Consider the following 26,174-nt stretch of genomic DNA (forward strand, 5'->3'; position numbering starts at 1 on the left):
ATCGATGAATGAAGGAGGATATAAATAGATATATGAAAACCATGAATAAATCTCAAATCAACGTACAATCCGGCGAGCTGTGCTTTACGTTCTGGGAAAGCGGTGATTTGTTCAAGGCCGTAAGTGGAAAAACGATGATTAATCAGTGGATGGCTAGTCCGGTAGACGGCTCTATGAACAATCTGTACTTGCGTTTTCACAGTGAATCCGGTATCCGTTTTGTTCCGATGCTGGGCCTTCACTCCGACAGTCAGGTAAGCACCGATGGCAGTCGTATGGTATGGACAGGCACCGCTGAGGGCGTAGGTTATCAGGTTATTTTTGCTCCAACAGCACAAGGTGTATGGTTCTGGGATGTAACCGTAAACGGTAATGGAGAAGAGGTCGACGTGGTCTACGGCCAGGATGTCGGCAATGCGGATCCAGGTGCCGTACGCAGCAATGAGGCTTACTTGTCCCAATACATTGACCATGCCGTATTTGAGGATACGAAGCTTGGGTATATCGTAGCTTCACGGCAGAATCAGCCACAAGGCGGTGCTTTTCCTTATCTTCAACAGGGTTCATTAACCCGTGCAGTAGGTTATTCCACAGATGGATTTCAGTTCTTTGGCTTGAGTTACAAGGAAACGAATGTGCCTGAAAGTTTGGGCAAGCCAACACTTGCGAATGAAGTATACCAGTATGAATTTGCATACACAGCCCTTCAGTCCGAGAAAGTGGTTCTGAGTGGCGAAGCTCGTTTTGTGTTCTATGGACTCTTTCAGGCCAATCATGCGAAAGCAGTGAAGGAACTGGAATACCAGGATGTTGTCCAACAGGCCTGGGACGAGTATGAAGCGAAGCGCCAAGAGAAAGCAAGCACGGGACAGACTTTCTCTAACGTATTTCCAAAAGTATCTCTCCACCCGGTAATAGGGGAGCCCCTGCAGGTCTTACCGATGACCGAAGAAGAAGTGAATTCCCGCTTCCCCGCTGCGAAGAGACATGAGGAAGAGCGTACGGATGGTGAGTTGCTGGCTTTCTTTACAGATACGTATGAGCATATTGTGCTCAAGGCAAAGGAAATGCTTGTGGAGCGTCCGCATGGTCATATTCTGATGAGTGGTAACAATGTGAAGTTGGGTCAGAACGTAATTACTACGTCTTCCTATATGTATGGTATTTTCAATTCTCACGTGGTTGTGGGTAATACCAACTTTAATAAAATGATGAGCAATGCACGTAGTGCACTCAATATCCCGAAATCATCGGGTCAACGGATCTATGTCGAGGTTGAGGGAATGTTCCGCCTGCTCACGATGCCTTCCCTGTTCGAAATGGGCTTCAACTATGTTCGCTGGTATTACAAGACAGCTGAGGATACGTTGATCATTACGAATTATACAACATTAGATACGCCTGAAGTACATCTTCATGTCAAGTCGGAAAAAGGAGTAGCTTATCGCTACCTGATTACCAATCAGATTACGATGAATGTGAATGAATATGAACTGCCTGTTCATGTTACTGAGCAGAATGGTGAACTGAGCTTCAAGGCAGATCGCAGTTCCCTCAGTGCAGAAGTATATCCGAATCTGGAGTACCGCATGCGGGTAAACGGAGCACAAATGAAGGTTGGCGATGAGACTGAACTGGCCAGTGGAGTAAACGCAGGCGAAGCATCACTGACAACTTTACAGCTGGACAGCAGTGCTGAATGGACATTAACCATTCAAGGTCTGTTGGAAGGTGGACAGACTGCATCATCGACACGCAAATTTGAAGAGGAAGTGGCAGCCTATCGGACCTTCTATGCAGAAGTGATGAACGGGTTCCATTTATCCCAGCCTCAAAAGCAAGGCGCAGACGAGCTGTTCAAAGTCAATGCTCTTGCATGGTGGTACACCCACAATATGCTGGTGCATTACTCTGTTCCTCACGGACTGGAGCAATATGGCGGCGCAGCTTGGGGAACACGGGATGTTTGCCAGGGGCCGGTCGAATACTTTATGGCTACACAAAAGTACGAGCAGGTCCGCGATATTCTGAAGACAGTGTACTCGCATCAGTATGAGGATGATGGTAACTGGCCTCAATGGTTCATGTTCGATCGGTATTTCAAGGTTCAGCAGGAAGAAAGCCATGGTGACATTATTGTCTGGCCTCTTAAAGTGCTAAGTGATTATCTGATTGCCACCAAGGATTATTCGATTCTGAATGAAGAGGTGCCTTATACCTTAAAACATGGTTTTGACTTTACCGATCAGACCGCCAGCGTGCTCGAGCATGCCCAGAAAGAGCTGGAGTATATCCGCAGCCATTTCCTGCATGATACATTCCTCTCCTCATACGGAGATGGTGACTGGGATGATACATTGCAGCCTGCCAATGCTCAATTGAAGCAATATATGGTCAGCAGCTGGACTGTTGCGCTCACTTATCAAACGTTGAACCAGATTTCCAGAGCACTTGCGCCTGTGAAGCCGGAGCTTTCTTCCGAATTAAGTGATATGGCAGCGGGTGTGAAAAGGGACTTTAGCAAGTACATGCTGGATACTGATGTGATTCCAGGCTTTATATACATGGAAGATCCGGCACAAGCAAAGCGTATGCTTCATCCGGATGACAACGAGACAGGCATTCAGTATCGGTTGCTGCCTATGACACGCAGCATGATTGCGGAGTTGCTGGAACCTGAGCAAGCCCAATCCCATTATGAACTGATCAAGGACAAGCTGTATTGCCCGGATGGCGTCAGATTGATGAATCGTCCAGCACAGTATGATGGCGGCGTCAGCACTCATTTCAAACGTGCAGAGCAGGCATCCAACTTCGGACGTGAAGTGGGCTTGCAATACGTTCATGCTCACATCCGTTATATTGAAGCCATGGCGAAGCTGGGCAACCCGGATGAGGTCTGGAGTGGCCTCGGCATGATCAATCCAGTGGGTATTCAGGAAGCTGTTCCTAACGCAGATCTGCGTCAAAGCAATGCCTACTTCAGTAGCTCTGACGGTAAATTTAACAACCGTTATGCGGCGCAGGAGCAATTCGACAAGCTTCGCACCGGCAAAGTACAGGTGAAGGGCGGCTGGAGAATCTACTCCAGTGGACCGGGAATCTATATGAATCAGCTCATTTCGAACGCCCTGGGCATTCGTCAGGAGGAAGAAGACCTGATTCTTGACCCTGTGCTGCCTGTTAGCTTGGATGGAATGCATTTTGATTTCCAATTTGCCGGTAAAAAAGTAACCTTCGTCTATCATCTCAGCGGAGAGGCTGTCCAACGTATTGTGCTGAACGGCAAGGAACTGGATGCAACAAGGCTGCAGCAACCTTATCGTCTCGGCGGCCTGCGTATTCCACGCACGGCTCTTGAACAAAGCCTGAGCGAGAATAATGTGATTGAGATTTACTGTTAATCCTGTAAACAATAGTCCATTTTAACGATTATAAAATATTTAAGATGTCAGGTCCTCCGATTTCGGAGGGCCTGATGAACATAACAGGGGAGCGAAGAATGTGTTCAGTATCAAGGATATCGCCAAACAGGCGGGAGTTTCGATCTCTACCGTGTCATATGCTCTAAATGGCAGCAACAAAGTGACAGATGAGACCCGTTCCAAAATTTTGGCTATCGCCAAAGAGCTGAACTATGTTCCCAATGCTGCTGCGAGAACATTGAAGAAGAGAGAATCCAAAATTTTGGGCGTATTTCTGACGGATTTTAGCGGGGATGTATATGGAGACTTGCTCAGTGGTATGAAGTCTGTATGTAACGCGCAAGGTTATGACCTGATTGTGTGCAGCGGAAAGCAATCTCACCGAATGCTTCCAGAGCGGATGATTGATGGTGCTGTCATTCTGGACCATACATTTGCGAGCAAGGAACTGTTGCAATATGCAGACAGAGGGCACAAGATTGTCGTTCTTGACCGAGAACTGGATCACCCGAACATTAATCAGGTTTTGCTGGATAACAAGGCAGGAGCGACCCTTGCGATGGAGCATTTGATTGAACAGGGGCATACGAAGATCTATGTCGTGACAGGTCCGGAAGGTTCATTTGACTCGGCTCAGCGGTTGAAGGCTGTCAGTCAGGTATCGGAGCGGGAAGCGAATGTGGAATGGATTGAGATCACCGGAGATTTCGAGAAGAGTGGCGGAGAACGTGCAGCTGAACGTATCATTCAGGAGTACACTCAACCGGTTGGAGTGTTTTGTCTCAATGACGAGATGGCCATTGGGATGTGTGATCGGCTCGCTGACAGTAAGTTAAACATTGGTCAGGATATTGATATTATCGGATTTGATAATATTGAACTTAGCAAATATGTGCAGCCAAGGCTAGTCACGATTGATTATTCCAAACGAAAATGGGGCGCACTGGCCGCTGAACAATTAATTAAGATTATTGCCGGAGAGCCTGTCGATCATGAGCGCATTTACGTGACACTGGTGGAGGGTGGATCGGTAAACAGCCAGGTTCAGTCCGATCATGATGGACACACCTTGAGTGAAAAGGCGGTTAGCTATTGACGACGCTGCCCCTTCTTCATTCCATGGATGATGTGATAAACGTCGACTGTGCAGCAAGAGCAAGAGACAAGGCTTAGAAGAATTACATATTCTTTTAAGCCTTGTCTCTTGTTTGGATTGTTTTTAAATTATTGTTTTTATTTAATTTTGGGTTGATGCCAATTAAAAAACCTCTCACGAGGAGAGGCTTGGCCCTTAAAGGCCCTTGGTCTTGTCATTGTTGTAGGATGAAGTGAGAATGCCTGTAATGAAAAGAGTCAATACGATAGCAATAATCCAAAATGTCAGCGAAAATGACATACACTTGGCACCTCCTGCACAATCTCATTTACTTCTATTATAACCATTATAGGAAGAAAAGGAATGCTTCACACCATCATTTGTAAAATAAAAAGTGAGTAGGTACCGGTCTAAGGCTCCCATCCGAAGGATTATTCACAACCCGGTTATTCACGATGAGAGAGGACGACCCGCCGCCATCCAGATTATAGGCATCCACGATGCCAAGCTTGTACATCCGTCCTTGCAGCTCTTCCAGAGTAGCTCCTGAGCTGCCTCCTTCGTTGTAACCGTCAACCACGATAATCAACAATTGATCGTCCTTGTAGTTTCCGATTACGGTGCGTGGAGCCCGCTTGGGTGATACTTTCCATTTGGCCGGAATGGCAGTCTTTTGTCCATTCTGCAAGAGCACGGGTACAAATGTGGCCCCGAATTGCGGTTGTAGGCGATCCAGGGAACTTTTGTCGAAAAATTTACCGCCAACCAGCTTACCGGTATCATTGAGACCTACAAAAAACAGATCCTTAAAGCTGGCTTGAAAACCATTCACATATTTGCCGTCCATTACGGTTGTGCTCAGCGGATAACGTTTGCCGCCGCTGTCGGCGAATCCGCCTGCATTAATGCCGGCAATGGCACCATGGCGCTTAACCGCCTGCATCGTTGTCTCAGAACGCCCAGGTTCGCTGTCCAGAGCCATCTTCATGGCCGTGGGATCTTTGAGCTTAATTTTCATCGCATAGCCCTTATAGGGACCTGGGTTGACCCTATACAGTTCAATCGTAAGCCGATCACTGTCGATCCGTTCAAACGGGACGCCCAGCTTGGAGGAAATTCGCTGATTATAGATCGTTTCCGGGCGAGCGGCTTGAACTGCTGCCTTCTGTACTATCGTAGACATCGTACTCGTCGTCTGATTGTACAATTGCGTTGTTCTTTTAATAGAAGAAGAAGTCTGAACAGCAGCTTCTTTTGCCCCTGCAAGCTCCTGGCTAATCGCCTGGGTCCGGGGTGTAACGGTCTCTTCAGTCAGACCGGAATCAATGAAGTCTCCGGGTTCAATCGGAGGACGAAACAGCAGCATGCATAATATCAATCCAACAAAAGGAGCAAGTGCAAGCATAAATAAACGATTAACCGTTTTTACGGGTGTAATCATTTGAGCAGGTCCATCTTTTTCTGGAGTGTTTCCAGTTGTTTTTTGACTTCGCTCAGCTGCGTATACAGTTTGTTGCTGTTGTCGGTCTTATCGTTTGCATTATCCTTGGTGAAAGTCAGCAATTCATTAAAGGACTGCACCTGGCCCTGCAGGTCCGCAACTTCCTTGGATATCGTTGTTAGCTGCTTTTCGTAGTCGGCTTTGAGTGCTGCAATCTGCTGTTGATTATGGGTCTGAAGCTGATTAATCATCTGTTGCTGGAGGTGGTTACTATAATAGTAGGTTCCGAGTACTCCAAGTGCAATGAGAACAATCCACATGACCAGAAACAGCTTGACTGAAGATCCGGCCTTACCTTTGGCGCTCCGGGCGTGATGGATGTCAGAGGGTTGGGCAGAAGGTTTCATATCATCACTCCTGGTTATTTATAGGTACAAAAATTTTTCCAGTCCTCATTCTATCACGCCCCTATTGATTACGCAAAAATGAAATTCTTTGAGTAATAGGATAAAAAGAGATTGCATCGGAAGGAAGTCCTAGGATACAATTTCTTATAGATGCAATAAGTAGGAACTTTGGGCAAGTTTTTCGACTTTTTTAGATAGAAATGCAGGAAATTTATACTATATTTTGATCTTTCTTCGCTCGGGAAGACAAAAGTCCTGATGTGTCGACAGCAAAATACAGTAGAAATAGAGCTGTTCTTACAGCTGTATCAAGTGTTTTTCTATTTTTCGACATAATCCGACTTTTACTTCTTCTATACACGGACTGTCGCAAGGATAGAGTCATCATCATGGCTGATGGTAGAAAAGGAATTTGTCCAATACATAACAGGGGGAACAACAATGAAAAAAGTATGGCAGGTGGTCATCGTAGATATCCACCCCACCAGCATGCTGGGTACGAAATTGATTTTGGAAGAACAACAGGATTTGTTGGTACGGGGGATGACTTCGACCGGGTCCGAAGGCCTTGACCTGGTGAACATTCACCAGCCCGATCTGATTTTGATGGATTATCGGCTTCCTGAGGGCCAGGCGGATCAGTATATTGCCCAGATGAAAAATCTGTCGGCACATAGTCACATCATCATTCTAACGGACGAGGATAATGTAAAATTATTTCGTCATCTGATCAGTCTTGGTGCTAGTGGTATGCTATCCAAACAGGCTTCCCCTAGCCAGCTGATTCATCTGATTTCCGGGCTGCGTGAGGGATGTGTATCCATTCCATTATCCTGGTTGGCCAGTGCGGAGTGGGCCCAGCCCGTCGAGTCTCCGGCCGAAGAACTTATTGTTGAATTAACAGAAACCGAAACTTTTATTATGGAAAGAATTGTTCAGGGCGTAACCTATGATAAAATAGCCAGTGAGATTAATGTTAGCAGACGTTCGATTGATAATTACCTGCGTAAAATATACGTGAAGCTGGATGTAAGCAGCAGGGCACAGGCGATTGAACGTTATGCTTTATATGCGAGGCAGACCAAAACCGTATCCTGACGAGCATGGTTTCATGTATCCCTATGGACGATGACTCGTCAAATGCCCGGTTTGGTCATATTCAGTGTCCAACAGGAATAGGTTGTAGGGGCTACGGACTGCGAGCACAGTTCGGATTTAGGGATGAAAGGGGAACGGACCGATGAAATATTTCTTCGCCTCCCGTACAAACAGGCTTTTGACATCACCGCTAAGGGACATTCGTGAGATGTCTGGCCGGGAGTATTTCATTTCTTTGGCAGAAGAACTGCCTGCAGAGGAGCTGTTTCCATTCAAACTGCTGGAAGAAGCAGCGGTGTCTGTATTTAGTTCCGGACCCTCCGCATTGCAGTATGGCGAGCCGGCAGGGTACAGACCGTTGAGAGAATGGTTGGACAACGATTGGAATGCACGTAAGGGCATCCGGACGGTACCAGAGCAGATTCTATTGACCACAGGTACTCAGCAGGCCATCGATCTTGTGATGCGTTTATTACTTGAACCTGGAGATTCCGTACTGGTTGAGCATCCTACCTCTCCGGGTTGTCTCGAGGTTCTGGAGATGCAGGGTGCCAAAATCGTACCCGTCACTGGTGATGGGGATGGTATTTTGCCTGACCTTTTGGAGCATCACATGCAGCAGGTGAGACCGAAGCTGCTTTTTGCTGCACCCAGTTTTTCCAATCCAACCGGCGTGCTGTGGAGCATGGAACGGCGTGAGGCTGTACTTGATCTGTGCTCACGCTATGGCGTACTGCTTGTGGAGGATGATTCCTATGGCGAACTTCATTTCGATGGATTGGAGCCGGGAGACTTCTACCGGAAGTATCCTTCCCTCTTTGCGCTGGATACAGCGGATCAGGGTGGACATGTTCTCTATATTGGTTCGTTTAGCAAAACCGTAGCACCCGCCCTGCGTACAGGTTGGGCTGCCGGACATCCGGCTCTAATCCAGGCTATGGCCTCAGTGAAGCGAATAGCAGATGGACAGTCCAGCCCAATGAATCAGCGGTTATTGTATCAACTGCTTGCTCATTCTCCTTTTAAATGGAGCGATCATCTGTCCATGCTGAACCGGGAATACAAGACCAGACTCAAGCTTATGCTCGAATTATTGAAGCGTCCGGGCTGGAAAGGGAGCCAGTACAGCATTCCTGAAGGGGGGATGTATCTGTGGGTTAAGTTGCCGGATGGATTGGACAGCGGAGCTCTGCTCAAAGCTGCTCTGTTAAAAGGTGTATCGTTTCTTCCCGGTTCGCTCTGCTCCACTGGTGAGCAGGATCATCGGTATATCCGATTGAACTTCAGCCATCCCGGCCGGGATGAATTGCTGCTTGGCATGAATCTGATCAGTGAGTCCATCACAGAGTTTACAGCCCGAAGCTAAACCGGATATAGGAAAAGATAGAATGTATGGTCAAATTCGCGCCTGGGACCTGAGCCAGCAGAAGTTCCAGGCAGTGAATTTGGAAGCAAATGTGTTACCCCCAAAGTAATTACGTTATTGCATCCACTAACATTTTTATATATAATATGTATTAATGAGTTGTTGTTTTCTTTATATAAGCTGCATTCATTGCAAGTTCAGGAGAAGCACTCATATATTTTAACTAACGGGGGAACGAACATGTCCAACATTTTATTTGTCAAAGCAAACGACCGTCCTGCAGATCAAGCAGTCAGCGTACAATTGTACGATGCATTTCTGAGCGCATACAAAGAATCCCATCCAGGTGACACAGTTACCGAATTGGATCTCTACAATACAGATCTTCCATACTACGGCAACACTGTAATTACTGGTGGCTACAAAGCAGCTAACGGTATCGAAGCAACACCAGAAGAGCAAAAAGCGGCTGCACTGGCTGCACAATTGCAAGATCAATTTTTGGCAGCAGACAAAGTAGTATTTGCGTTCCCGCTGTGGAACTTCACTGTTCCAGCACCACTGGTGAACTACATTTCCTACCTGAGCCAAGCTGGTAAAATGTTCAAATACACTGCTGAAGGCCCTGTAGGTCTGGTAGGCGACAAAAAAGTAGCATTGCTCAACGCGCGTGGCGGAGTGTACTCCGTAGAGCCTATGGCATCCGCTGAAATGTCCGTAAAATATGTAACCAACGTACTGAACTTCTGGGGTATCCAAAACCCTGAACTGGTTATCGTTGAAGGTCACAATGCTTCACCTGATCGTTCCCAGGACATCGTGGCAGCAGGTCTGAAATTGGCTTCTGAAGTAGCAGCAAGCTTCTAATTGCAATTATATATAGAAACACGAGAAAGCCTGTTATCTCCGCGGAGATGACAGGCTTTTTTGCATCTTCATTTGCCTGAAGCTGCATTTCCTCAGACATTCCTATTATGGTGGATCAGGTAGGGCTCCACTACTTCTGCAATATGCTCCAGCTCACTATCGCTATGTTGAACCAGAGAAAAATCCGTTTCTAGTTCATTTATACTCCGCTCAATCATATCATTATCCTCAAGCATGTGAGCATGCTCGGTCAGGGCTTGCACACCCTTAATCGTCAGCACATATCGTCCACGGGATAGCCGCTCGAACCAGCCATAATAATTTTTTTGCAGTATGGCCGCAGCGGAACCCACGCTTGTCTGTTTGGCGAGAGAGGCCGGGGAGGCTTCTCCCTGAGCGCGAAGAGCAGAAGCCACACGTAATGCCTTTTCCCTGTATGCGGTGACCAGCTGTCTGCGTGTGCTTCCTCCCGTGTTGTAGTCACCACTGCGCTCGTCGAATTCCTTCAGCAGTCGTTGCCGTCGGATACCACCCTTACGGATACCGGTGCTGTCACCCAGCGCATGAACTTGGGCAGCAGGTTCGCACAGCACATCAATCAGAGGGGATTTGGTCTTGTAGAACGTGACGGTGATAAGCCCCAGTCCAAGTTGTCTGCACAGTGCGGACAATTCTCCCCAGCGCTGGTTCACGGCGCCACGCTTGCTGCGGTTCCGCTCAACAGCCAGATACACGAAGGGGCTGAGCTTCAGGCGCTGCATTCCCTGCAGCAAGAGGGACAGATTGAATGTTTTTTTCATCTCCACAATGAGTGGCTCATTCTGATCCGATCTGACTCCAACCAGGTCACAATGTTTGACTTCAGCCTTCACGTCGTAGCCGCGTCGTTCGAAAAAAGCCTTTACAGGTGAATATAACTCCGTTTCGTACTTTACCGCCATCGTTTCTGCTCCTTTCCTGAAGTGGCTCTTCTCTGGCCATGTATTGTCCCGTTTTATGAATTTAGAACCTTCATTATATCATATCCATGCTTTTTTTTCTGAGTGCACAAGATGTCTGATAGAACAGGGAAAGCCTCAAATTCAGAGTCGCAAATTGAAAAAAAGAGGTCAACTTATCCGATTTGCCGCATAGGTATGTAATACACTTTTCACAACAATAACTGATGTTTGGACAGAAGGTGGCGGGACTTATCCGGACCGCAAGATTGGTATTCAAGCAGAAGCATAAATTCTATTGATTTCTTCATACCATTCGGAATGGTTGACAATCACACTAAAGGAGCCATGGGAGGTACCAAGCATGAATATTTTTGAACGCGTTGCGGAACATCGGGCAGAAAGTGACCGTTTATCATGGAACGGGACATTTGAAGATTATATTGCACTGCTGAGAGAGGACCCGACTCCGGCAATGACGGCTCACGCTCGAGTGTACCAGATGATTGAATCGTTTGGCGTGGAAGAAGTGGGGGGGCACAAACGATACAAGTTTTTTGAACAGGAGATTTTTGGACTGGATCGGTCCATTGAAAAACTGGTGGAAGAATATTTTCACTCGGCAGCACGCCGTCTGGATGTACGCAAACGGATTCTGCTGTTAATGGGTCCGGTCAGCGGAGGGAAGTCAACGCTGGTAACGCTGCTTAAACGTGGCCTTGAACAATTTTCCCGGACAGAAAAGGGCGCCGTATACGCCATTGACGGATGCCCGATGCATGAAGAGCCATTGCATCTGATTCCGCTGGAGCTTCGTCCCGAAGTGGAGAAGGAGATCGGTGTCCGTATTGAGGGTAATCTCTGCCCATCATGCCAGATGCGTCTTCGGACCGAATATGGCGGTGATATCAGCAAGGTGCGAGTGGAACGGGTTATCATTTCCGAGGATAACCGGGTGGGAATCGGAACATTCAGTCCGTCTGATCCCAAATCACAGGATATTGCCGATCTGACCGGAAGTATCGACTTCTCAACCATTACCGAATTCGGCTCCGAGTCCGATCCGCGTGCCTATCGTTTTGACGGAGAATTGAACAAGGCCAACCGTGGATTGATGGAATTTCAGGAGATGCTGAAATGTGATGAGAAGTTTCTGTGGAACCTGTTATCCCTGACACAGGAGGGTAACTTCAAAGCAGGCCGATTTGCCTTGATCAGTGCGGATGAAATGATTGTGGCGCATACGAATGAATCCGAGTACAAGTCGTTTATTTCCAACAAAAAGAATGAAGCCTTGCAATCCCGGATGATCGTCATGCCGATTCCCTACAATCTGAAGGTCTCCGAGGAAGAGAAGATATACAGCAAGCTCATTCAGCAGAGTGACATGAAGCATGTCCATATTGCACCGCATGCCCTGCGGACTGCAGCCATTTTTTCCATACTTACCCGCCTGAAAGAAACGAAGAAACAAGGCATGGATCTGGTCAAAAAAATGCGGATGTATGACGGTGAGGAAGTTGAAGGGTACAAAGAAGCTGATCTGCGTGAGATGCAAAATGAATATTTGGATGAAGGCATGTCGGGCATTGATCCGCGTTATGTCATCAACCGGATATCCAGTGCTTTGATTAAGCAAAATCTTCAGTGCATTAACGCGCTGGATATACTCCGGGCAATCAAGGATGGTCTGGATCAGCATGCTTCAATTACAAAAGATGAACGTGAGCGTTATCTGAACTTTATTGCTCTTGCACGTAAAGAATATGATGAACTGGCGAAGAAAGAAGTGCAGAAAGCATTTGTCTACTCGTTTGAAGAGTCGGCCAGAACGCTGTTCGAAAATTACCTCGATAATATCGAGGCATTCTGCAACTGGTCTAAAATTCGTGATCCACTGACGGATGAGGAGATGGACCCGGATGAGCGCTTAATGCGTTCGATTGAGGAGCAAATCGGTATTTCCGAAAATGCCAAAAAGGCATTCAGGGAAGAGATATTGATCCGCATCTCGGCTTATTCCCGCAAGGAACGTAAGTTCGAATACAGCAGTCATGATCGTCTGCGTGAAGCGATTGAGAAGAAACTGTTCACTGACCTGAAGGACATTGTTAAGATCACAACTTCAACCAAGACACCAGATGCAACGCAACTCAAACGAATGAATGAAGTGATTAAACGGTTGATTGAAGAACATGGCTACACCGCAGCCAGTGCCAATGAATTGCTTCGTTATGTGGGCAGTTTGTTGAATCGCTAATCTGCAACAACCATTCCGAATCAGGCTCCTGATGCCTGTTGTGAGGCTCCTTCACAGCAGGGTCAGGGGTCTTTTTATATGCGGAAACGCACAATTGGAGGCTAAAAAACTGACAAAGAAGGTCAATTCCATGACAAATAGTTCTTAGGGTATATGTAAAATTAGGTCATTTAGTCTATAATCGATACAGATATTTACAATTTATTATTTTTTGTGGTTATTAAGGAGCTGACAGAACTAGTTATGAATATTGCTATATCAAGACAACAACAACTTGATTATATTGGATTGACCGCCGAAGATCTGCAATTGCTTGCTGATCATCGACCTGCGTTTGTGAAAGTGGTTGATGAAGTGGTGGACCACTTCTACAATCATGTGGGTAATTATCCGAATTTGGTCGATCTGATTGCCCGCTTCTCTTCCATTGATCGGTTGAAAGAAACACAAAAGCAATACTGGTTATCGATGACCGATGGTGTGGTTGATGATGCATATATTGAACAGCGCATTGCAATCGGATTAGTCCATTCCCGCATTGGTTTGTCCGAAGATTATTATCTGGGCACGTATATGGTTTACCTCGATATTGCAACAAGCATATTCCAGCAAGTTATCCCTGAGAGCTGGCATTTGGTTATTCAGGCACTTAGTAAAATGTTTAATCTTGATTCACAGCTTGTATTGGAGGCTTACGAGAAGAAGGAAAAGGAAAAGTTAAATCAACTGGCTGAAGATCAGCAGCACACTTTGCTGGCGATTACACAGATTACCCAGCAGCTGACGGGTATGATCAGTGAATTGAACGAAAATGCTCAGGCCATCTCGGATGTCGCCAGGGAAACAGCAGCCTCCCAGGATCAGGCCAATGGGCTACTGGGAGAGCTAACTAAAGAAATTCATCAGATTGGTAAAATGGGTGAGCTTATTCGCGAAATCTCGGATCAGAGTCATCTCGTGGGCTTGAATGCTGCCATTGAAGCTGCACATGCAGGAGAATTTGGACGGGGATTCGAGGTGGTTGCCAGCGAGGTTCGCAAGCTTGCGGCTAGTTCCCGTGAGGCTCAAGGACAGATCCAGTCGAACCTGGCACAGATCATGAAAAAGCTGAGCAGTGTTCAACAAGAGTCGAAGCACACAGCTTCAGGGGCAAGGCGTCAGGCATCCCGTTCAGAAGAGCTTGCGGTTTTTGCTACCACTATGGAGAAATTGGCACTTGATCTAAGGAAATTGGATCATCAAGAATAGCCGGTAACACTGGCTGGAAGCTGTGATACCGTTTCTGGCTGTTTTAAGCTATAATGGGTAGACAAACCTGCCGATGTTATAGTGAATGCAGCCGGAGACAGGGGATTTGAAAGAGGTTGAGGTGATCAGGTGGCTTCTATCCATGATGTGGCCAAAGAGGCGGGCGTATCTGTTGCAACCGTTTCCAAAGTGCTGAACGATTATCCCGATGTAAGTGACAAAACTCGCAAAAAAGTCAATATAGCCATTGAACTATTGAAATATCAACCGAATGTGGTTGCACGTGGACTTGTAAAACGCCGTTCTTGGACGGTAGGTGTATTGTTGACGGTCCCTTTTACCAATCCGTTTGTCTCAGAGTTGCTTGAAGGCATCAAAACAGCGCTTGAAAACAGCGGATACGATCTTGTTCGGTTATCTACACGTTTTGATGATCCGACGTACTCGTTTATCAAACATTGCCGCAGCCGAAATGTCGATGGCGTGGTTGTTTTCGGGGAAGGAAGAGACAATAAGAGTATTCAGGAATTGGTCACAGCAGAGATTCCGACGATGTTTATTGATACCGACTTGTTTGGCAAGCGGGCAGGATACATAACGACGGATAATGCAAATGCCATTGCCATGAGTGTGAAGCATTTGCATGAACTGGGTCACCAGAAAATTGCTTATATTTCAGGTACACTGGGACCTGCCGTAGCCAACCTTCGACTGGATGGATATCGGGAAGGATTGCGTGTCTGCGGTATTCCATATTCAACGGTGTATCTGGAGGTCTGTGACTATTCTTTCGATGGTGGCAGTAAGGCAGCTCGCCGATTGCTTGCATTGAAGGACCAGCCTACGGGAATTGTGTGCGCTTCAGACATGTCTGCTTTCGGTGCAATCCACGAAATTGAGAAGCATGGTTTACGGGTGCCGGAGGATGTATCGGTTGTCGGATTTGATAACACTTATTATGCGGAAGTATTCAAACCGGGGTTAACCACGATCAATCAAAACATTCATTCCATTGGGATCAAATCAATTGAATATCTGATCGCCATGATTGAGAATCCTGCATATACTCCGCCAGTCATTACGGAGCCATCCAATCTGGTGATCCGTCAAACGACTGCACCTGTGAACGGGTAAAGGTCTTCAAACCAGCACAGCCTATGGGCTGTGCTTTTTTTGCTATGCTATTTCATACTAAGAAATAACGGATATCAGAAATTGTTGTGCATAGCTGGCAGGAAAAGCTGTTGACTTTTTGCAACACAGACCTTAACAATAAAAGGCAGAATAATACAAAAAAATATGTAATCGCTTTCTTTTTGCTAATGAATAGAAGAACACTCCAATTGTCATTCAATGGGAAGGGTGATGGGCATGCATCGGGTACTGCTGGTTGATGATGAAGTATACGCACGCAAAGGACTTCGAAAACTGATTCGTTGGGAAGCATGCGGGTTTGAAGTGGCTGGAGAGGCGAATGATGGGGATGAGGCTTGGACCCGGATCGAACAGCTGCAACCCGACGTTGTCATTACGGACATACGCATGCCGGAGACGGATGGACTGGAACTAATCCGGCGCACGGTTGAGCGTGATGAGCAGGTGCTAACCAAGGGCAAACAGCCCTATTTTATCATCGTGAGCGGATATAATGATTTTGCTTACGCCCAGCAGGCCGTGAGGTACGGGGTACAGGATTATATTTTGAAGCCAATTGATGAGATAGAACTGGAAGCCACTTTACGCAAGCTGGCGGAGGAGTTGAATCGGCGCAAACATGCTGAACAAACCAGACGTGAGCAGGAATATGCCAGATTGCTTAATCAGTTTATCTATGGCGAATCGGATGCGGAAACGGTTGAACAGTGGACTGAACTGACGGATACACGGGCTGGCGACGCGCTGGCATATCTGCTGTTTGAGAATAACACGCCACATTTCCGGGTTTCGGATACGGTTCAAGAGGAGGGGCCAGGAGGCGGGAAGGGAGAGAATTTTGTCCGTATTGTGCAGTCTGTTCTTGGGGAAATGTATGCAAATCGCTTGTATCTGCATGTAAAAGAGCACGGTGAACGTGTAGGAGTTCTGTTAACTGCGGAACATCTAAGTCCCTATTCAATGAATCTTCAAGCGGTTGCCGGGCAAATGCAATCTTGCTTCGCCGAATTGAACCATCACTTTGTAAACATATATATTGGGAAGGTTTGTTATGAACCTTTACTCATTGGACATGCCTATCAGACTGCTCTGAACGCCATTTCCTATAAATTTATTTCAGAGACGAGTGGAATTGTCTTGTATGAGGACATGCAGCATGAGCCTGTACAGTGGGTGCATACCGATCATGAAAAGGTGCATCAACTTCTGACACTTATGGAAGAACAACGGGTTCAGGCGTTGGAGAATGCACTGAATGAATGGTTCTCTGGTATGAGAACGGCACATTACGCTCCTATTGCTGTGACGTCGGCAATTCACCAACTGATCTCAGCAGTACTATCGATTCTGAAATCGGCTGAGGCGAATGTAAAAGAGATGTCTTCGTTCAAGCCTGTTCTGGCATGGCAAGCGGAGCGGGGAAGATTGGCTGAGGCCAGACAGTTGTTGACGGTTTTCATGTTGGATTCAGCGCGGAAGCTGGCGGAACAGCGTCAGTACAATCACAGGGGGGCCATGACCAAAATCAAACATTATATTGAAGCCAACTACAGCAGCAATATAAATTTGCGAAGTATTGCCTCCGAATTTTACATGAATCCGGTCTATCTGGGTCAACGCTTCCGCAAGGTGTATGGCGTATATTTCAACGACTTCCTGCTTCAGCTTCGCATGGAGGAAGCCAAGAAACTGCTGCGTCAGACGGATATGCGAGTATATGAAATTGCCGAGAGGGTTGGGTTCGGAAGCAGTGATTATTTCGCGACTCAATTTGAGAAAACGGAATCATGCTCTCCTACGGAATATCGAAACCGCATCTTAGATGAAGGATAGGGAGATGACACCGTGAAGCTCAATTTTTTTAATAATATCCGACTGCGAGATAAAATGCTGATCTTGTATCTCTTCTTTGTGCTGGTACCGGTTATTCTCACCAATGTTATTTTCTATCAGGTGACGATAGCGAACGTAAAGTCCCAGCGAATGGCCGACCTCTCCAAAGGAATGGAACAGATTCGAAGTCAATTTATGGGGGAAATTCGCAATGCGGCCGATTTTTCCTCCAGCTTTTATACGGACAGTATATTAAATAACATGCTGGATGTGGTTTACACAAATCCGGTTCAATATATCGAAGCCTACGATTCCTATCTTCGCAAAATCTTGAATAATTATTACTCCGGCTACCGCTCCCTCCAAGGATTGACGATATATGTGGATAACGAAAGTGTACTGCCTTCCGGGGGAGTTGAGTTTCTGACCGAAGAGGTTCGACAGTCCGAGCCATACAGGATGTTGGTAAACAGTGAACACTCCGCACCCATTCTGATGAGATCCGGTCCTGAAGGGAATCGGCAGACGTTCAGTATTTTACGCAAACTCAATTATTATGAAGCTCTGCCCGGATGGAAGGAAAAGTTCGTACGACTGGATCTGAAGCCATCGACGATTCGCCAGATTTTCACCAACCTTAACGTACAGGGCAACCTCTATCTGATTAATCCGGCTGGACAAATAGATTACTCGACGGATTCTGATATCCCATGGACGAGTCAACTCGTGAATTATAGTGATGTCATGGATCAACTAACTAAGAAAGAGTTTGAAATGGCCTATTCTTTGTCCGGTGAAATGGAGGGGTGGAAAATCAATGGGGTGTTCGATGAATCTGAGATTTACAAGGAATTGGGCAAATCCAGTCACCTCGTCGTTGTACTGGCTTGTATTAATCTGATTCTGCCGACCTGGATCATTATCTGGATGACACGCACAATCCACGTGAGGCTGGCACGAATATTGAAACACATGGAAAAAGTGAAGCATCAGCGATTTGAACCGATTAGACAGCCGGAATCGACGGACGAGATTGGGCAGCTGACAGCCGAATTCAATCGCATGACGATGACGATCCATCGTTTGATTAACGACGTCTACGTAGCAGACATTCAACATAAAAATTTGGAGTTACAGCGGCGGCATGCCCAATTAAACGCATTACAGAGCCAGATTAATCCGCATTTTTTGTTCAACGCGCTGGAGACAATCCGCATGCGCAGCCTCATGAAAGATGAGGATGAGACGGCACGAATTATCTATCATATGGCTAAAATTTTTCGAAATGCCCTAACCTGGAACCAGGATAAAGTGAGCATACGGGAAGAATTGGAGTATGTAACCTGCTTTCTTGAAATCCAGAAATATCGTTTTGGTCACAAGCTGAATTATACGATTGATCTGGACCCAGAGGCTGCGGAATGTTCCATTCCCAAGATGACATTGCTGCCTTTTGTTGAAAATGCCAGCATTCATGGTATCGAACCACTGAAGGAAGGTGGAGAGATTCGACTTCGTATTCGGCGAATAGGTACAGAACTGATCTGTGTGGTGGAGGATTCCGGGGCAGGTATGACAGAGGACAAAAGAAAGCAGCTGCTCTCTTACGTGGAGACGGAAGACTCCATGGGTGATCGCGTAGGTGTACAGAATGTCATCTATCGTCTGAAGCTGGTCTACGATAGCCGATTCCATATTCAAATCGATAGCGCTCCCAGAGAAGGTACGCGTGTGGAATTGGGTTTACCGCTTGAAGAATAACAAAGCCAGGCAAAGCATCAAACATTCTAAGGCAAAAAACTATAGTTTATCCGGTAAACAAAGTTTGTCTTCAACCTTATAATAAAAGTGCTTACATTTAGTGTGGGGAGAAAGAGGGTGCGTACCTATTGGTTAACCACATGCTGAAGCGCTGGCTACCGGCAGTATTAGCTTTAACCATGGTGACGGCGTGTTCCTGGGGAGGAAGTGAGATTAAATCGGAAGCGGGAGCAGTGGTAGACGGTAAAGAAAGCACAGAGAAAGTCACTTTCACGTATTTTAAAGCAGGTTCCGGCAAGGACATCAACACAAACGAAACTACAATCGGCAAAAAGCTGGAGGAACAAACCGGGGTTAATTTTAAAATTGAATACCTTGTTGGGGATATTGATACCAAAATCGGGACGATGATTGCGAGCAACAAGTACCCGGATGTGATGGTACCGGATGGGGCTATTGACAAAATCGTGGATGGGGGTGCATTTATTCCACTCAACGATCTAATTGATCAGTATGGCCCTAATATAAAACGGGTGTACGAGCCGTACTATAATTTGATGAAAGAAGAAGACGGCAACATTTATTTTTTGCCCATGAGCGCAGTGGTTGGAGACTATCTGCCTAATCCGAATGTGGATCAAGGAGCCTTCTGGGTACAGCGTCGTGTATTGAAGGAGGCTGGATATCCAAAGCTCACTACACTGGATGAATACATGGATCTGATTAAACAATACGCTGACAAGCACAAAAATGAAGGATTAACTGGATTCCTGTCACTGACGTATGATGATAAATTTTTTACAATTACCAACCCGGCCATGCATCTTGCAGGCTATCCGAATGATGGAGCCATCATGGTGGATATGCAGACACAGGAAGCCAGGGACTATGGGCTGACCGGAGAGACCAAACGCTGGATGCAGAAGCTGAATGAAATGAATTCATTGGGACTGTTCGATAAGTCCTCCTTTGTCGACAACTATGATCAGTATCTTGCGAAAGTGACCAGTGGAAAAGTGCTTGGATTCTTTGATTATGCCTGGCAGGTAGGGCAGGAAATGAACCATTTGAAGGAAGCGGGCAACGACGATTTGCGTTATATGGCACTGCCTATTGTATACGACGCAAATACCAAGGATCAGTATACTGATCCGCCAAGCTTTGTAAATAACCGTGGGATTGGTATTACCGTAAGCGCGGAAGATCCAGTCCGTATTATCCAATTTTTCGATAACCTGTTAACGGATGCGAATCAGATTCTGTCCAATTGGGGGATCGAAGGACAGACCTACGAAGTGGATGACAAGGGGCGGTTTAGGCGCTCATCAGAAATGATTCAGAAAACAGATTCAGAAGAGTTTCGCGAATCGTTCGGATTCAAATATTTTGAGTACAGCTGGCCGCGTTACGGTAATGGTTCGACTCTGCCTGACGGTAATTCTGTCGGTGTAGAACGACAACCCGAAGTTGCCCAGTTCTCCTATACGGATGGAGACAAGCTCATTCTGGAGAAGTATGATGTGGAGACGTTCTCCCAGCTGTTCGCTGCGCCGGAAGAACGTCCATGGTACCCGGCTTGGAGCATTTCTTTTGATCAAGGCTCACCAGCCCATATCTATGGGCAGAAACGCACGGAGTTGCAAAAGAAATATGTGCCCAAACTGGTCCTCTCCAGTCCGGCTGACTTTAACAAGGTCTGGGATGAATATGTGAAGGAATTCAACAAGCTTGATGTGAAGGGCTACGAGCAGACGATGACCGACGAAGTTCGCAAGAAGGAGGAACGGGTCCAAGGTGAATAAGGTAGGCGAGAAAAGGGTGGAAAGGGGGAAAATAAACGCCACCAAGGCGCATGGTGAATGGGAATTTGAGGATTTTAAACATTCATTTCATCTGGAAAAAAGTGTTGATTTTCAGGGCTAGGACGTTTAGACTAAATACAACAATATTAACGGGTTTGAGATGTATGACTTTGGCTTTACAACAAGTCGGTGGTCACGAGACAAATGATGTGGAGGGAGTGCCTGTCATCCAGACAGAGCACTCGCTTCTTTTTTACATTTTGCATACATACAAGGCATTTCCCGGTTGAAAGGACAGAGTGAGTGGATCACCTACATGGAACGTACAACATAGAACTGGTTATTTTATCTTACATTATTGCAGCGTTGGCTTCTTATGCAGCGCTTGACCTTGCGGGTCGGGTAAGTCTGGCTAAAGGTATGTCCCGAAATGTCTGGCTTACCTGCGGGGCATTCTCCATGGGTTTGGGAATCTGGTCCATGCATTTTGTGGGCATGCTCGCTTTTGTTCTTCCCATGCATGTGTCGTATTCCACAGGGGAGGTCTTTCTATCCGTTCTGCTTGCCATCGTTGCATCTGGTGTAGCGTTAAATATTGCAGGTCAGCAGTCAGGTAAAATAAGCAAGCTCCTGATCGCAGGATTGCTTATGACCGCAGGTATTGGCAGCATGCATTATGTCGGAATGGCTGCCATGTCGGTTCCAATTACGTATGAACCAAGCAGGGTGGTGTTATCCATCCTGATCGCAGCTTTAGCTTCATTTGCTGCCTTATGGCTCATGTTTTTCTTCCGGCAGCACCAGTCACGTTATACTTGGGTATACAAGATGGGCAGCGGGCTCATTATGGGGCTGGGGATTTCGGGAATGCATTATACGGGGATGTCAGCTGCACAATTTCATCATGCACATGACACAATGGCAGGTTCGGGTATGCAGATTGAGCCTTCACTTCTCGCATACCTCATCGCAGCGGGTACTTTTATTGCATTGGGCTTGACCTTGTTCGGTATATTTATTAATCAGCGACTGTCTCAGAAGGATCGCCGGATTCACGAAAATGAGCAATGGTATCAGGCCCTGTACCATAACCATTCCGATGCCATTATTTCGGTGGATATTCAGGGAGCAATCAAGGGGATTAATGCTGCAGTCACACAAATTACAGGGTACCAGGAAAAAGAGATCATTCATCGTTCGATTGATGAGATTACACGGCATGTCGATATCCATTGGACAAGTGAAATGCAGCATGTAGTGTGGGATGATGACAGCCGTGACCAGCAGCATTTCATGGGGGAAATGAAAAATGTTCAGGGGGATCTTCTTGACCTAAGTATTGCTGTAGTACCTGTGCTGATTGATGGTAAACATCAGGGAAGCCACATTCTGATCAAAGACGTCACCGAGGAGAAGCAAGCGCAGGAAAGCATCCGCCATCAGGCTCTGCACGATCCGCTGACCGGGCTCCCAAATCGTCGCAAGCTGGATGAGCTGCTGGAGAGCACGATCAAGTCTTCTGGGCAAACAGGAGATTCATTTGCGGTTATGGTGATGGATATCGACCGTTTCAAAATGATTAATGACTCTCTGGGACATTCCATTGGAGATGTGTTTCTTAGAGAAGTGAGCGGCAGAATTATGCGTGCAATCCAGGATTCAGACCCAAAAGCGACGGACAATGTCATGCTTGCTCGTATGGGGGGCGATGAATTCACACTCGTTGTTACGAATGATCAGGGAACGGAGGAACGGGCGGCCGAGCTGGCAGAACGGATTGTTCGAGCAATTCAGCTGCCTTATCGATTGAAGGAAAATGACTTTTACGTTACAGCCAGCATCGGGATCGCGATGTATCCGTATCATGGAACCGGAGCGGATGCGTTATTGAAGCATGCGGACTCCGCTATGTATGAAGTCAAGAAAAACGGCAAGAACGGTTTTCAGTTTTACACTGCCCAACTGGATTCGGAGCTGTATGAACGAATTGAACTGGAAGGGTATTTGCGCAAAGCACTGGAGAGGGATGAGCTGGTCCTATATTATCAACCTCAGATTCGTACAGAAGACAGCCGGATGATCGGCGTAGAGGCTTTAATTCGCTGGAATCATCCGGAGAAGGGCGTTCTGGCCCCGAATGTGTTCATTCCACTGGCAGAGGAGACAGGCTTGATCTATGAGATTGGAAACTGGACACTGCGTGAAGCTTGCAGACAGATGAAGCTTTGGCATGCGAGTGGCGGACCTCTCATTCCGGTATCCGTTAACTTGTCTAGTCAGCAGTTTCATCAATCCAACCTAGTGGAGCAGGTCAAAAATGCCCTCACGGAGACAGGGCTCGATGCCCGCTATCTTGAATTGGAAATTACAGAGAGCATGATGATGGATGCGTCCGTGTCTACAGGTATTCTGAATGAACTTACAGCGCTTGGGGTCAAAATCAGCCTGGATGATTTTGGGACAGGATATAGCTCGCTGAGTTATTTGAAACATTTCCCAATTCACAAACTGAAGATTGATCGTTCGTTCGTGACGGATATTACGGAGAGCCGAAGTGACCAGGCCATAGTAGCCACGATCATATCGATGGCTCAGAATCTGAAGATGGAAGTGATTGCAGAAGGGATCGAGACGAAGGGACAGCTGGATATTCTGATGCAAAATGATTGCCGTGAAATTCAAGGATATTATTTCAGCCGTCCATTGCCAGCAAGCGAAGTGGAGCATGACTTTTTTGTGCCGTTGAGGCTGCATGGAACGCCATTGGTTCTCTAATATAACTAAAATGCCAAGCGGCAAGTCCCCGCCATATGCCAGGGACTTGCCGCTTTTTGTATTCTTATGATAAAAACTTGCGGTGGTGCTTCTTGCCATCATATGTGAACCAGATCGGCTTATCTTCAACCCGTGTTTCCACATGGACGGTACGTCCCCAGAGGCGGTACAGATAAGGAAGGGTCCGTTCCATATATTTCAGATCCAGCTCGATGCCCTCATATTGATGCTTGAGCACGAGTTCTCCTGTTCGCAGGTAATCGGCGTCCTGAACGACCAGGTATGGAGAACCACCATTGACGCGTGAAAATACAAGCTGATCCCGTATGTTTTGCCAGGACTTGTCGGTAATTTTCCAGTCCGGGCCTTTTTTCTCGAATACATAGAGGTCAAGGTCTTCGGTTAATTGTTTGGTCATGTAATTGCGGATAAATGAGGTGTCGGAATCGAATTCGCGCACCTCAAACATTTTGGCCCGACCCTGCCCCGGTTGACGTCCAAAACGTTCTCTTTCTTCCCGGGACGGGTTATCCCAGCGACGTTCAATATCCTCGAATATTTTCAGCCCTAAATAGTAGGGGTTCAAACTTTGCTTGGATGGCTGCACGACAGAAGAGTTCAGTTTGGCAAATTCAATCGTATCCTCACTGTTCAGGTCCAGTTCTCGTATAATGCGTTGATGCCAGTAGGAGGCCCAGCCTTCATTCATAATCTTCGTTTCCATCTGCGGCCAGAAATAGAGCATTTCCTCACGCATCATACTCATGATATCCCGCTGCCAATCCGTCAACACTTCGGAAAATTCCTGGATAAACCACATGATATCCTTTTCCGGTTCTGGTGGGAAGTGATGTACTTGTATGCCCTCCACAGGTTTTTCCTCGGTCTGGATATCATCAAGGGACCACAGGTCATCATAGCGACCTTCCGGTTTTGGTTTTTTCTCCCCGCGCTGCTCACGCATCTTCATCTCCATATAGCGTTGTTTGTCCAAATGGCGGGGGTTGATGAGTTGTGGATCGACATGTTCCTGAATCGCAATAACTGCGTCAATGAACGCTTCAACCGCTTCGGTGCCGTACTCCATCTCATAGTTGCTGATCCGATCCGCAGTCGCTGCCATACTTTCGACCATATTGCGATTGGATTTGGAGAAGCGGGCATTATTTTTAAAAAAATCGCAGTGCGCCAGTACGTGCGCCACGATTAGCTTGTTCTGGATCAGGGAATTGCCATCCAGCAGGAAGGCGTAACAAGGGTTTGAGTTGATGACAAGCTCATAAATTTTGCTGAGACCAAAATCATATTGCATCTTCATTTTATGAAAAGTCTTCCCGAAGCTCCAGTGACTGAACCGGGTCGGCATACCATACGCTCCAAAGGTATAGATGATATCGGCAGGGCATATTTCATAACGCATCGGATAATAATCCAGTCCGAATCCATTGGCAATTTCCATAATCTCGGCAATGGCGTATTCAAGGTCGCGGATTTCATCAGTCATCCTACGCTGCCTCCTTCCCGTTTCTGGAAAAAGCTGCGCAAAGCTTTGTACACTTCGCCTTTTTCTTTGATTACATAATACATAAACTGGTCGATCTTGATATGACGATAGGCAGACATGAGTGTGCTGCTGCGGTTGTACTGATTCACCTCGCCATACCCAAACATGTTGCTGCGCTTCATCAGTTCACCAATCAGTTTGACACACCGCTCATTATCCGAGGTCAGGTTATCCCCATCCGAGAAGTGGAAAGGGTAGATGTTGTAGCTGGAAGGCGGGTAACGGCTATCAATAATTTCCAATGCCTTCATATATACAGAGGAGCAGATAGTGCCTCCACTTTCGCCGCGCGTGAAAAATTCCTCTTCGGTCACTTCCTTGGCTTCGGTATGATGGGCGAGGAAAACAATTTCGACCTTCTCATACTGACGACGGAGGAAACGGGTCATCCAGAAGAAAAAGCTGCGTGCGCAATATTTCTCAAAGGAACCCATCGATCCGGAAGTATCCATCATGGCGATGATGACCGCATTGGATTGTGGAATGATTTTATCCTCCCACGTCTTGTAACGCAGATCATCCGGACTGATATGGTGAATACCCGGATTGCCGGTAGTTGCGTTGCGGCGCAAGTTCTCCAATATGGTTCGTTTCTTGTCAATATTGGACTGCATGCCTTTTTTGCGAATATCGTTGAATACAACGGTATGTGTCTCAATCTGATCCTTGTCTTTCTGCTTGAGATCCGGAAGCTCCAGTTCCGAGAAAAGCATATCTTCCAATTCTTCGATGCTTACCTCAGCTTCAACGATGTCATGCCCAGGCTGATCTCCGGCTTTTTCACCTTTGCCTGGCTTCTTCGAAGCGGGATCACGTCCGATGACATCTCCGACCTGACTGTCACCGTCTCCCTGGCCCACATGTTTTTGCTTTTGGTAGTTATACACAAAACGGTACTCATCCAGACTGCGGATTGGTACCTTGATGATTTGTTGTCCATCGGACATAATGATGTTTTCTTCGGTAATCAAATCAGGCAGATTCTGCTTGATGACATCTTTAACCTTTTGCTGATGGCGTTGCTGGTCCTGGTACCCTTTGCGGTGAAGCGACCAATCTTCCCGGGATACGACGAACGAGTAAGGCTGGTGTGAATTTGACATGTAGGCACCCCCCATTGATTACGCGGCACAGTTTG

The 26,174-nt window shown here is 46.7% G+C and carries 18 protein-coding genes; 13 read left to right on the forward strand and 5 right to left on the reverse strand.

Translation table 11 applies throughout. The annotated features are described in order from the left end of the window. Positions 1 to 32 precede the first annotated feature (32 nt). The gene (locus P5G61_RS05625) at positions 33 to 3,404 is read left to right on the forward strand and encodes a GH36-type glycosyl hydrolase domain-containing protein (protein ID WP_301245309.1); all 3,372 of its coding nucleotides are present in this window, start codon (positions 33 to 35) and stop codon (positions 3,402 to 3,404) included. A gap of 100 nt (positions 3,405 to 3,504) precedes the next feature. Next, positions 3,505 to 4,521 carry a LacI family DNA-binding transcriptional regulator gene (locus P5G61_RS05630; protein WP_301245311.1) on the forward strand — a complete coding sequence of 339 codons (1,017 nt, stop codon included), beginning with the start codon at positions 3,505 to 3,507 and terminating at the stop codon, positions 4,519 to 4,521. A 376-nt stretch (positions 4,522 to 4,897) separates the two neighbouring features. On the opposite strand, the gene P5G61_RS05635 is transcribed toward P5G61_RS05630, so the two are convergent. Both P5G61_RS05635 and P5G61_RS05640 read right to left on the reverse strand, forming a co-directional pair. Continuing rightward, positions 4,898 to 5,962 (reverse strand): phosphodiester glycosidase family protein, encoded by a 1,065-nt coding sequence (locus tag P5G61_RS05635; protein ID WP_094936717.1) that lies wholly within the window; start codon positions 5,960 to 5,962, stop codon positions 4,898 to 4,900. Further along, entirely contained in the window at positions 5,959 to 6,369 is a 411-nt protein-coding gene (locus tag P5G61_RS05640) for a hypothetical protein (RefSeq protein ID WP_301245313.1), read from the reverse strand. The genes P5G61_RS05635 and P5G61_RS05640 overlap by 4 nt, the downstream gene beginning before the upstream one ends. 441 nt (positions 6,370 to 6,810) lie before the next feature. On the opposite strand from P5G61_RS05640, the gene P5G61_RS05645 reads away from it, so the two are divergent. The 3 genes from P5G61_RS05645 to P5G61_RS05655 all read left to right on the forward strand — a co-directional run bounded on the left by P5G61_RS05645 (position 6,811) and on the right by P5G61_RS05655 (position 9,700). Next, a complete protein-coding gene (locus P5G61_RS05645) occupies positions 6,811 to 7,467 on the forward strand; it encodes a response regulator transcription factor (RefSeq protein WP_024629057.1) in 657 nt (218 codons plus the stop codon). A gap of 142 nt (positions 7,468 to 7,609) precedes the next feature. Continuing rightward, the gene (locus tag P5G61_RS05650; protein WP_024629058.1) at positions 7,610 to 8,833 is read left to right on the forward strand and encodes an aminotransferase-like domain-containing protein; all 1,224 of its coding nucleotides are present in this window, start codon (positions 7,610 to 7,612) and stop codon (positions 8,831 to 8,833) included. A gap of 240 nt (positions 8,834 to 9,073) precedes the next feature. After that, complete coding sequence (locus P5G61_RS05655) at positions 9,074 to 9,700, forward strand: FMN-dependent NADH-azoreductase (RefSeq protein WP_024629059.1); 627 nt, start codon at positions 9,074 to 9,076, stop codon at positions 9,698 to 9,700. A gap of 92 nt (positions 9,701 to 9,792) precedes the next feature. Here the strand turns inward: P5G61_RS05655 and P5G61_RS05660 are convergent, their stop codons facing one another. After that, entirely contained in the window at positions 9,793 to 10,641 is an 849-nt protein-coding gene (locus P5G61_RS05660; protein ID WP_301245316.1) for a DUF2161 domain-containing phosphodiesterase, read from the reverse strand. 361 nt (positions 10,642 to 11,002) lie between these two features. On the opposite strand from P5G61_RS05660, the gene P5G61_RS05665 reads away from it, so the two are divergent. From P5G61_RS05665 to P5G61_RS05700, 8 genes are all read left to right on the forward strand, one after another. Next, positions 11,003 to 12,898 carry a PrkA family serine protein kinase gene (locus P5G61_RS05665; RefSeq protein ID WP_024629061.1) on the forward strand — a complete coding sequence of 632 codons (1,896 nt, stop codon included), beginning with the start codon at positions 11,003 to 11,005 and terminating at the stop codon, positions 12,896 to 12,898. A 243-nt stretch (positions 12,899 to 13,141) separates the two neighbouring features. After that, positions 13,142 to 14,146 (forward strand): globin-coupled sensor protein, encoded by a 1,005-nt coding sequence (locus P5G61_RS05670; RefSeq protein ID WP_029880736.1) that lies wholly within the window; start codon positions 13,142 to 13,144, stop codon positions 14,144 to 14,146. A 129-nt stretch (positions 14,147 to 14,275) separates the two neighbouring features. Continuing rightward, on the forward strand, positions 14,276 to 15,280 hold the full coding sequence (locus tag P5G61_RS05675; RefSeq protein WP_024629063.1) for a LacI family DNA-binding transcriptional regulator: 1,005 nt from the start codon (positions 14,276 to 14,278) through the stop codon (positions 15,278 to 15,280). Between the two features lie 237 nt (positions 15,281 to 15,517). Next, the gene (locus tag P5G61_RS05680) at positions 15,518 to 17,134 is read left to right on the forward strand and encodes a response regulator (protein ID WP_301245321.1); all 1,617 of its coding nucleotides are present in this window, start codon (positions 15,518 to 15,520) and stop codon (positions 17,132 to 17,134) included. Between the two features lie 12 nt (positions 17,135 to 17,146). Further along, positions 17,147 to 18,895 (forward strand): sensor histidine kinase, encoded by a 1,749-nt coding sequence (locus P5G61_RS05685; protein ID WP_363325727.1) that lies wholly within the window; start codon positions 17,147 to 17,149, stop codon positions 18,893 to 18,895. A gap of 140 nt (positions 18,896 to 19,035) precedes the next feature. Then, positions 19,036 to 20,697 carry an ABC transporter substrate-binding protein gene (locus P5G61_RS05690; protein WP_301245323.1) on the forward strand — a complete coding sequence of 554 codons (1,662 nt, stop codon included), beginning with the start codon at positions 19,036 to 19,038 and terminating at the stop codon, positions 20,695 to 20,697. Beyond that, complete coding sequence (locus tag P5G61_RS05695; protein ID WP_301245324.1) at positions 20,690 to 20,818, forward strand: hypothetical protein; 129 nt, start codon at positions 20,690 to 20,692, stop codon at positions 20,816 to 20,818. Before P5G61_RS05690 ends, P5G61_RS05695 begins: the two co-directional genes overlap by 8 nt. A gap of 182 nt (positions 20,819 to 21,000) precedes the next feature. Then, positions 21,001 to 23,472: an EAL domain-containing protein gene (locus P5G61_RS05700; RefSeq protein ID WP_301245326.1), complete on the forward strand. Its 2,472-nt coding sequence runs from the start codon at positions 21,001 to 21,003 to the stop codon at positions 23,470 to 23,472. A gap of 64 nt (positions 23,473 to 23,536) precedes the next feature. On the opposite strand, the gene P5G61_RS05705 is transcribed toward P5G61_RS05700, so the two are convergent. Both P5G61_RS05705 and yhbH read right to left on the reverse strand, forming a co-directional pair. Next, on the reverse strand, positions 23,537 to 24,976 hold the full coding sequence (locus P5G61_RS05705; protein ID WP_301245328.1) for a SpoVR family protein: 1,440 nt from the start codon (positions 24,974 to 24,976) through the stop codon (positions 23,537 to 23,539). Then, positions 24,973 to 26,139 carry a sporulation protein YhbH gene (yhbH, locus tag P5G61_RS05710; protein ID WP_094936710.1) on the reverse strand — a complete coding sequence of 389 codons (1,167 nt, stop codon included), beginning with the start codon at positions 26,137 to 26,139 and terminating at the stop codon, positions 24,973 to 24,975. The genes P5G61_RS05705 and yhbH overlap by 4 nt, the downstream gene beginning before the upstream one ends. Between the last annotated feature and the right edge of the window lie 35 nt (positions 26,140 to 26,174).

The sequence above is a fragment of the Paenibacillus vandeheii genome, assembly GCF_030433635.1.
Taxonomy (GTDB): Bacteria; Bacillota; Bacilli; order Paenibacillales; family Paenibacillaceae; genus Paenibacillus; species Paenibacillus vandeheii.

What these genes read in the sequence shown, in the direction of transcription:
- P5G61_RS05635 (WP_094936717.1), bottom strand. Translation starts at nt 5,962, where the DNA reads ATGATTACACCCGTAAAAACGGTTAATCGTTTATTTATGCTTGCACTT.
- P5G61_RS05625 (WP_301245309.1), top strand. Translation starts at nt 33, where the DNA reads ATGAAAACCATGAATAAATCTCAAATCAACGTACAATCCGGCGAGCTG.
- yhbH (WP_094936710.1), bottom strand. Translation starts at nt 26,139, where the DNA reads ATGTCAAATTCACACCAGCCTTACTCGTTCGTCGTATCCCGGGAAGAT.
- P5G61_RS05660 (WP_301245316.1), bottom strand. Translation starts at nt 10,641, where the DNA reads ATGGCGGTAAAGTACGAAACGGAGTTATATTCACCTGTAAAGGCTTTT.
- P5G61_RS05650 (WP_024629058.1), top strand. Translation starts at nt 7,610, where the DNA reads ATGAAATATTTCTTCGCCTCCCGTACAAACAGGCTTTTGACATCACCG.
- P5G61_RS05640 (WP_301245313.1), bottom strand. Translation starts at nt 6,369, where the DNA reads ATGAAACCTTCTGCCCAACCCTCTGACATCCATCACGCCCGGAGCGCC.
- P5G61_RS05655 (WP_024629059.1), top strand. Translation starts at nt 9,074, where the DNA reads ATGTCCAACATTTTATTTGTCAAAGCAAACGACCGTCCTGCAGATCAA.
- P5G61_RS05665 (WP_024629061.1), top strand. Translation starts at nt 11,003, where the DNA reads ATGAATATTTTTGAACGCGTTGCGGAACATCGGGCAGAAAGTGACCGT.
- P5G61_RS05670 (WP_029880736.1), top strand. Translation starts at nt 13,142, where the DNA reads ATGAATATTGCTATATCAAGACAACAACAACTTGATTATATTGGATTG.
- P5G61_RS05690 (WP_301245323.1), top strand. Translation starts at nt 19,036, where the DNA reads ATGCTGAAGCGCTGGCTACCGGCAGTATTAGCTTTAACCATGGTGACG.
- P5G61_RS05645 (WP_024629057.1), top strand. Translation starts at nt 6,811, where the DNA reads ATGAAAAAAGTATGGCAGGTGGTCATCGTAGATATCCACCCCACCAGC.
- P5G61_RS05705 (WP_301245328.1), bottom strand. Translation starts at nt 24,976, where the DNA reads ATGACTGATGAAATCCGCGACCTTGAATACGCCATTGCCGAGATTATG.
- P5G61_RS05680 (WP_301245321.1), top strand. Translation starts at nt 15,518, where the DNA reads ATGCATCGGGTACTGCTGGTTGATGATGAAGTATACGCACGCAAAGGA.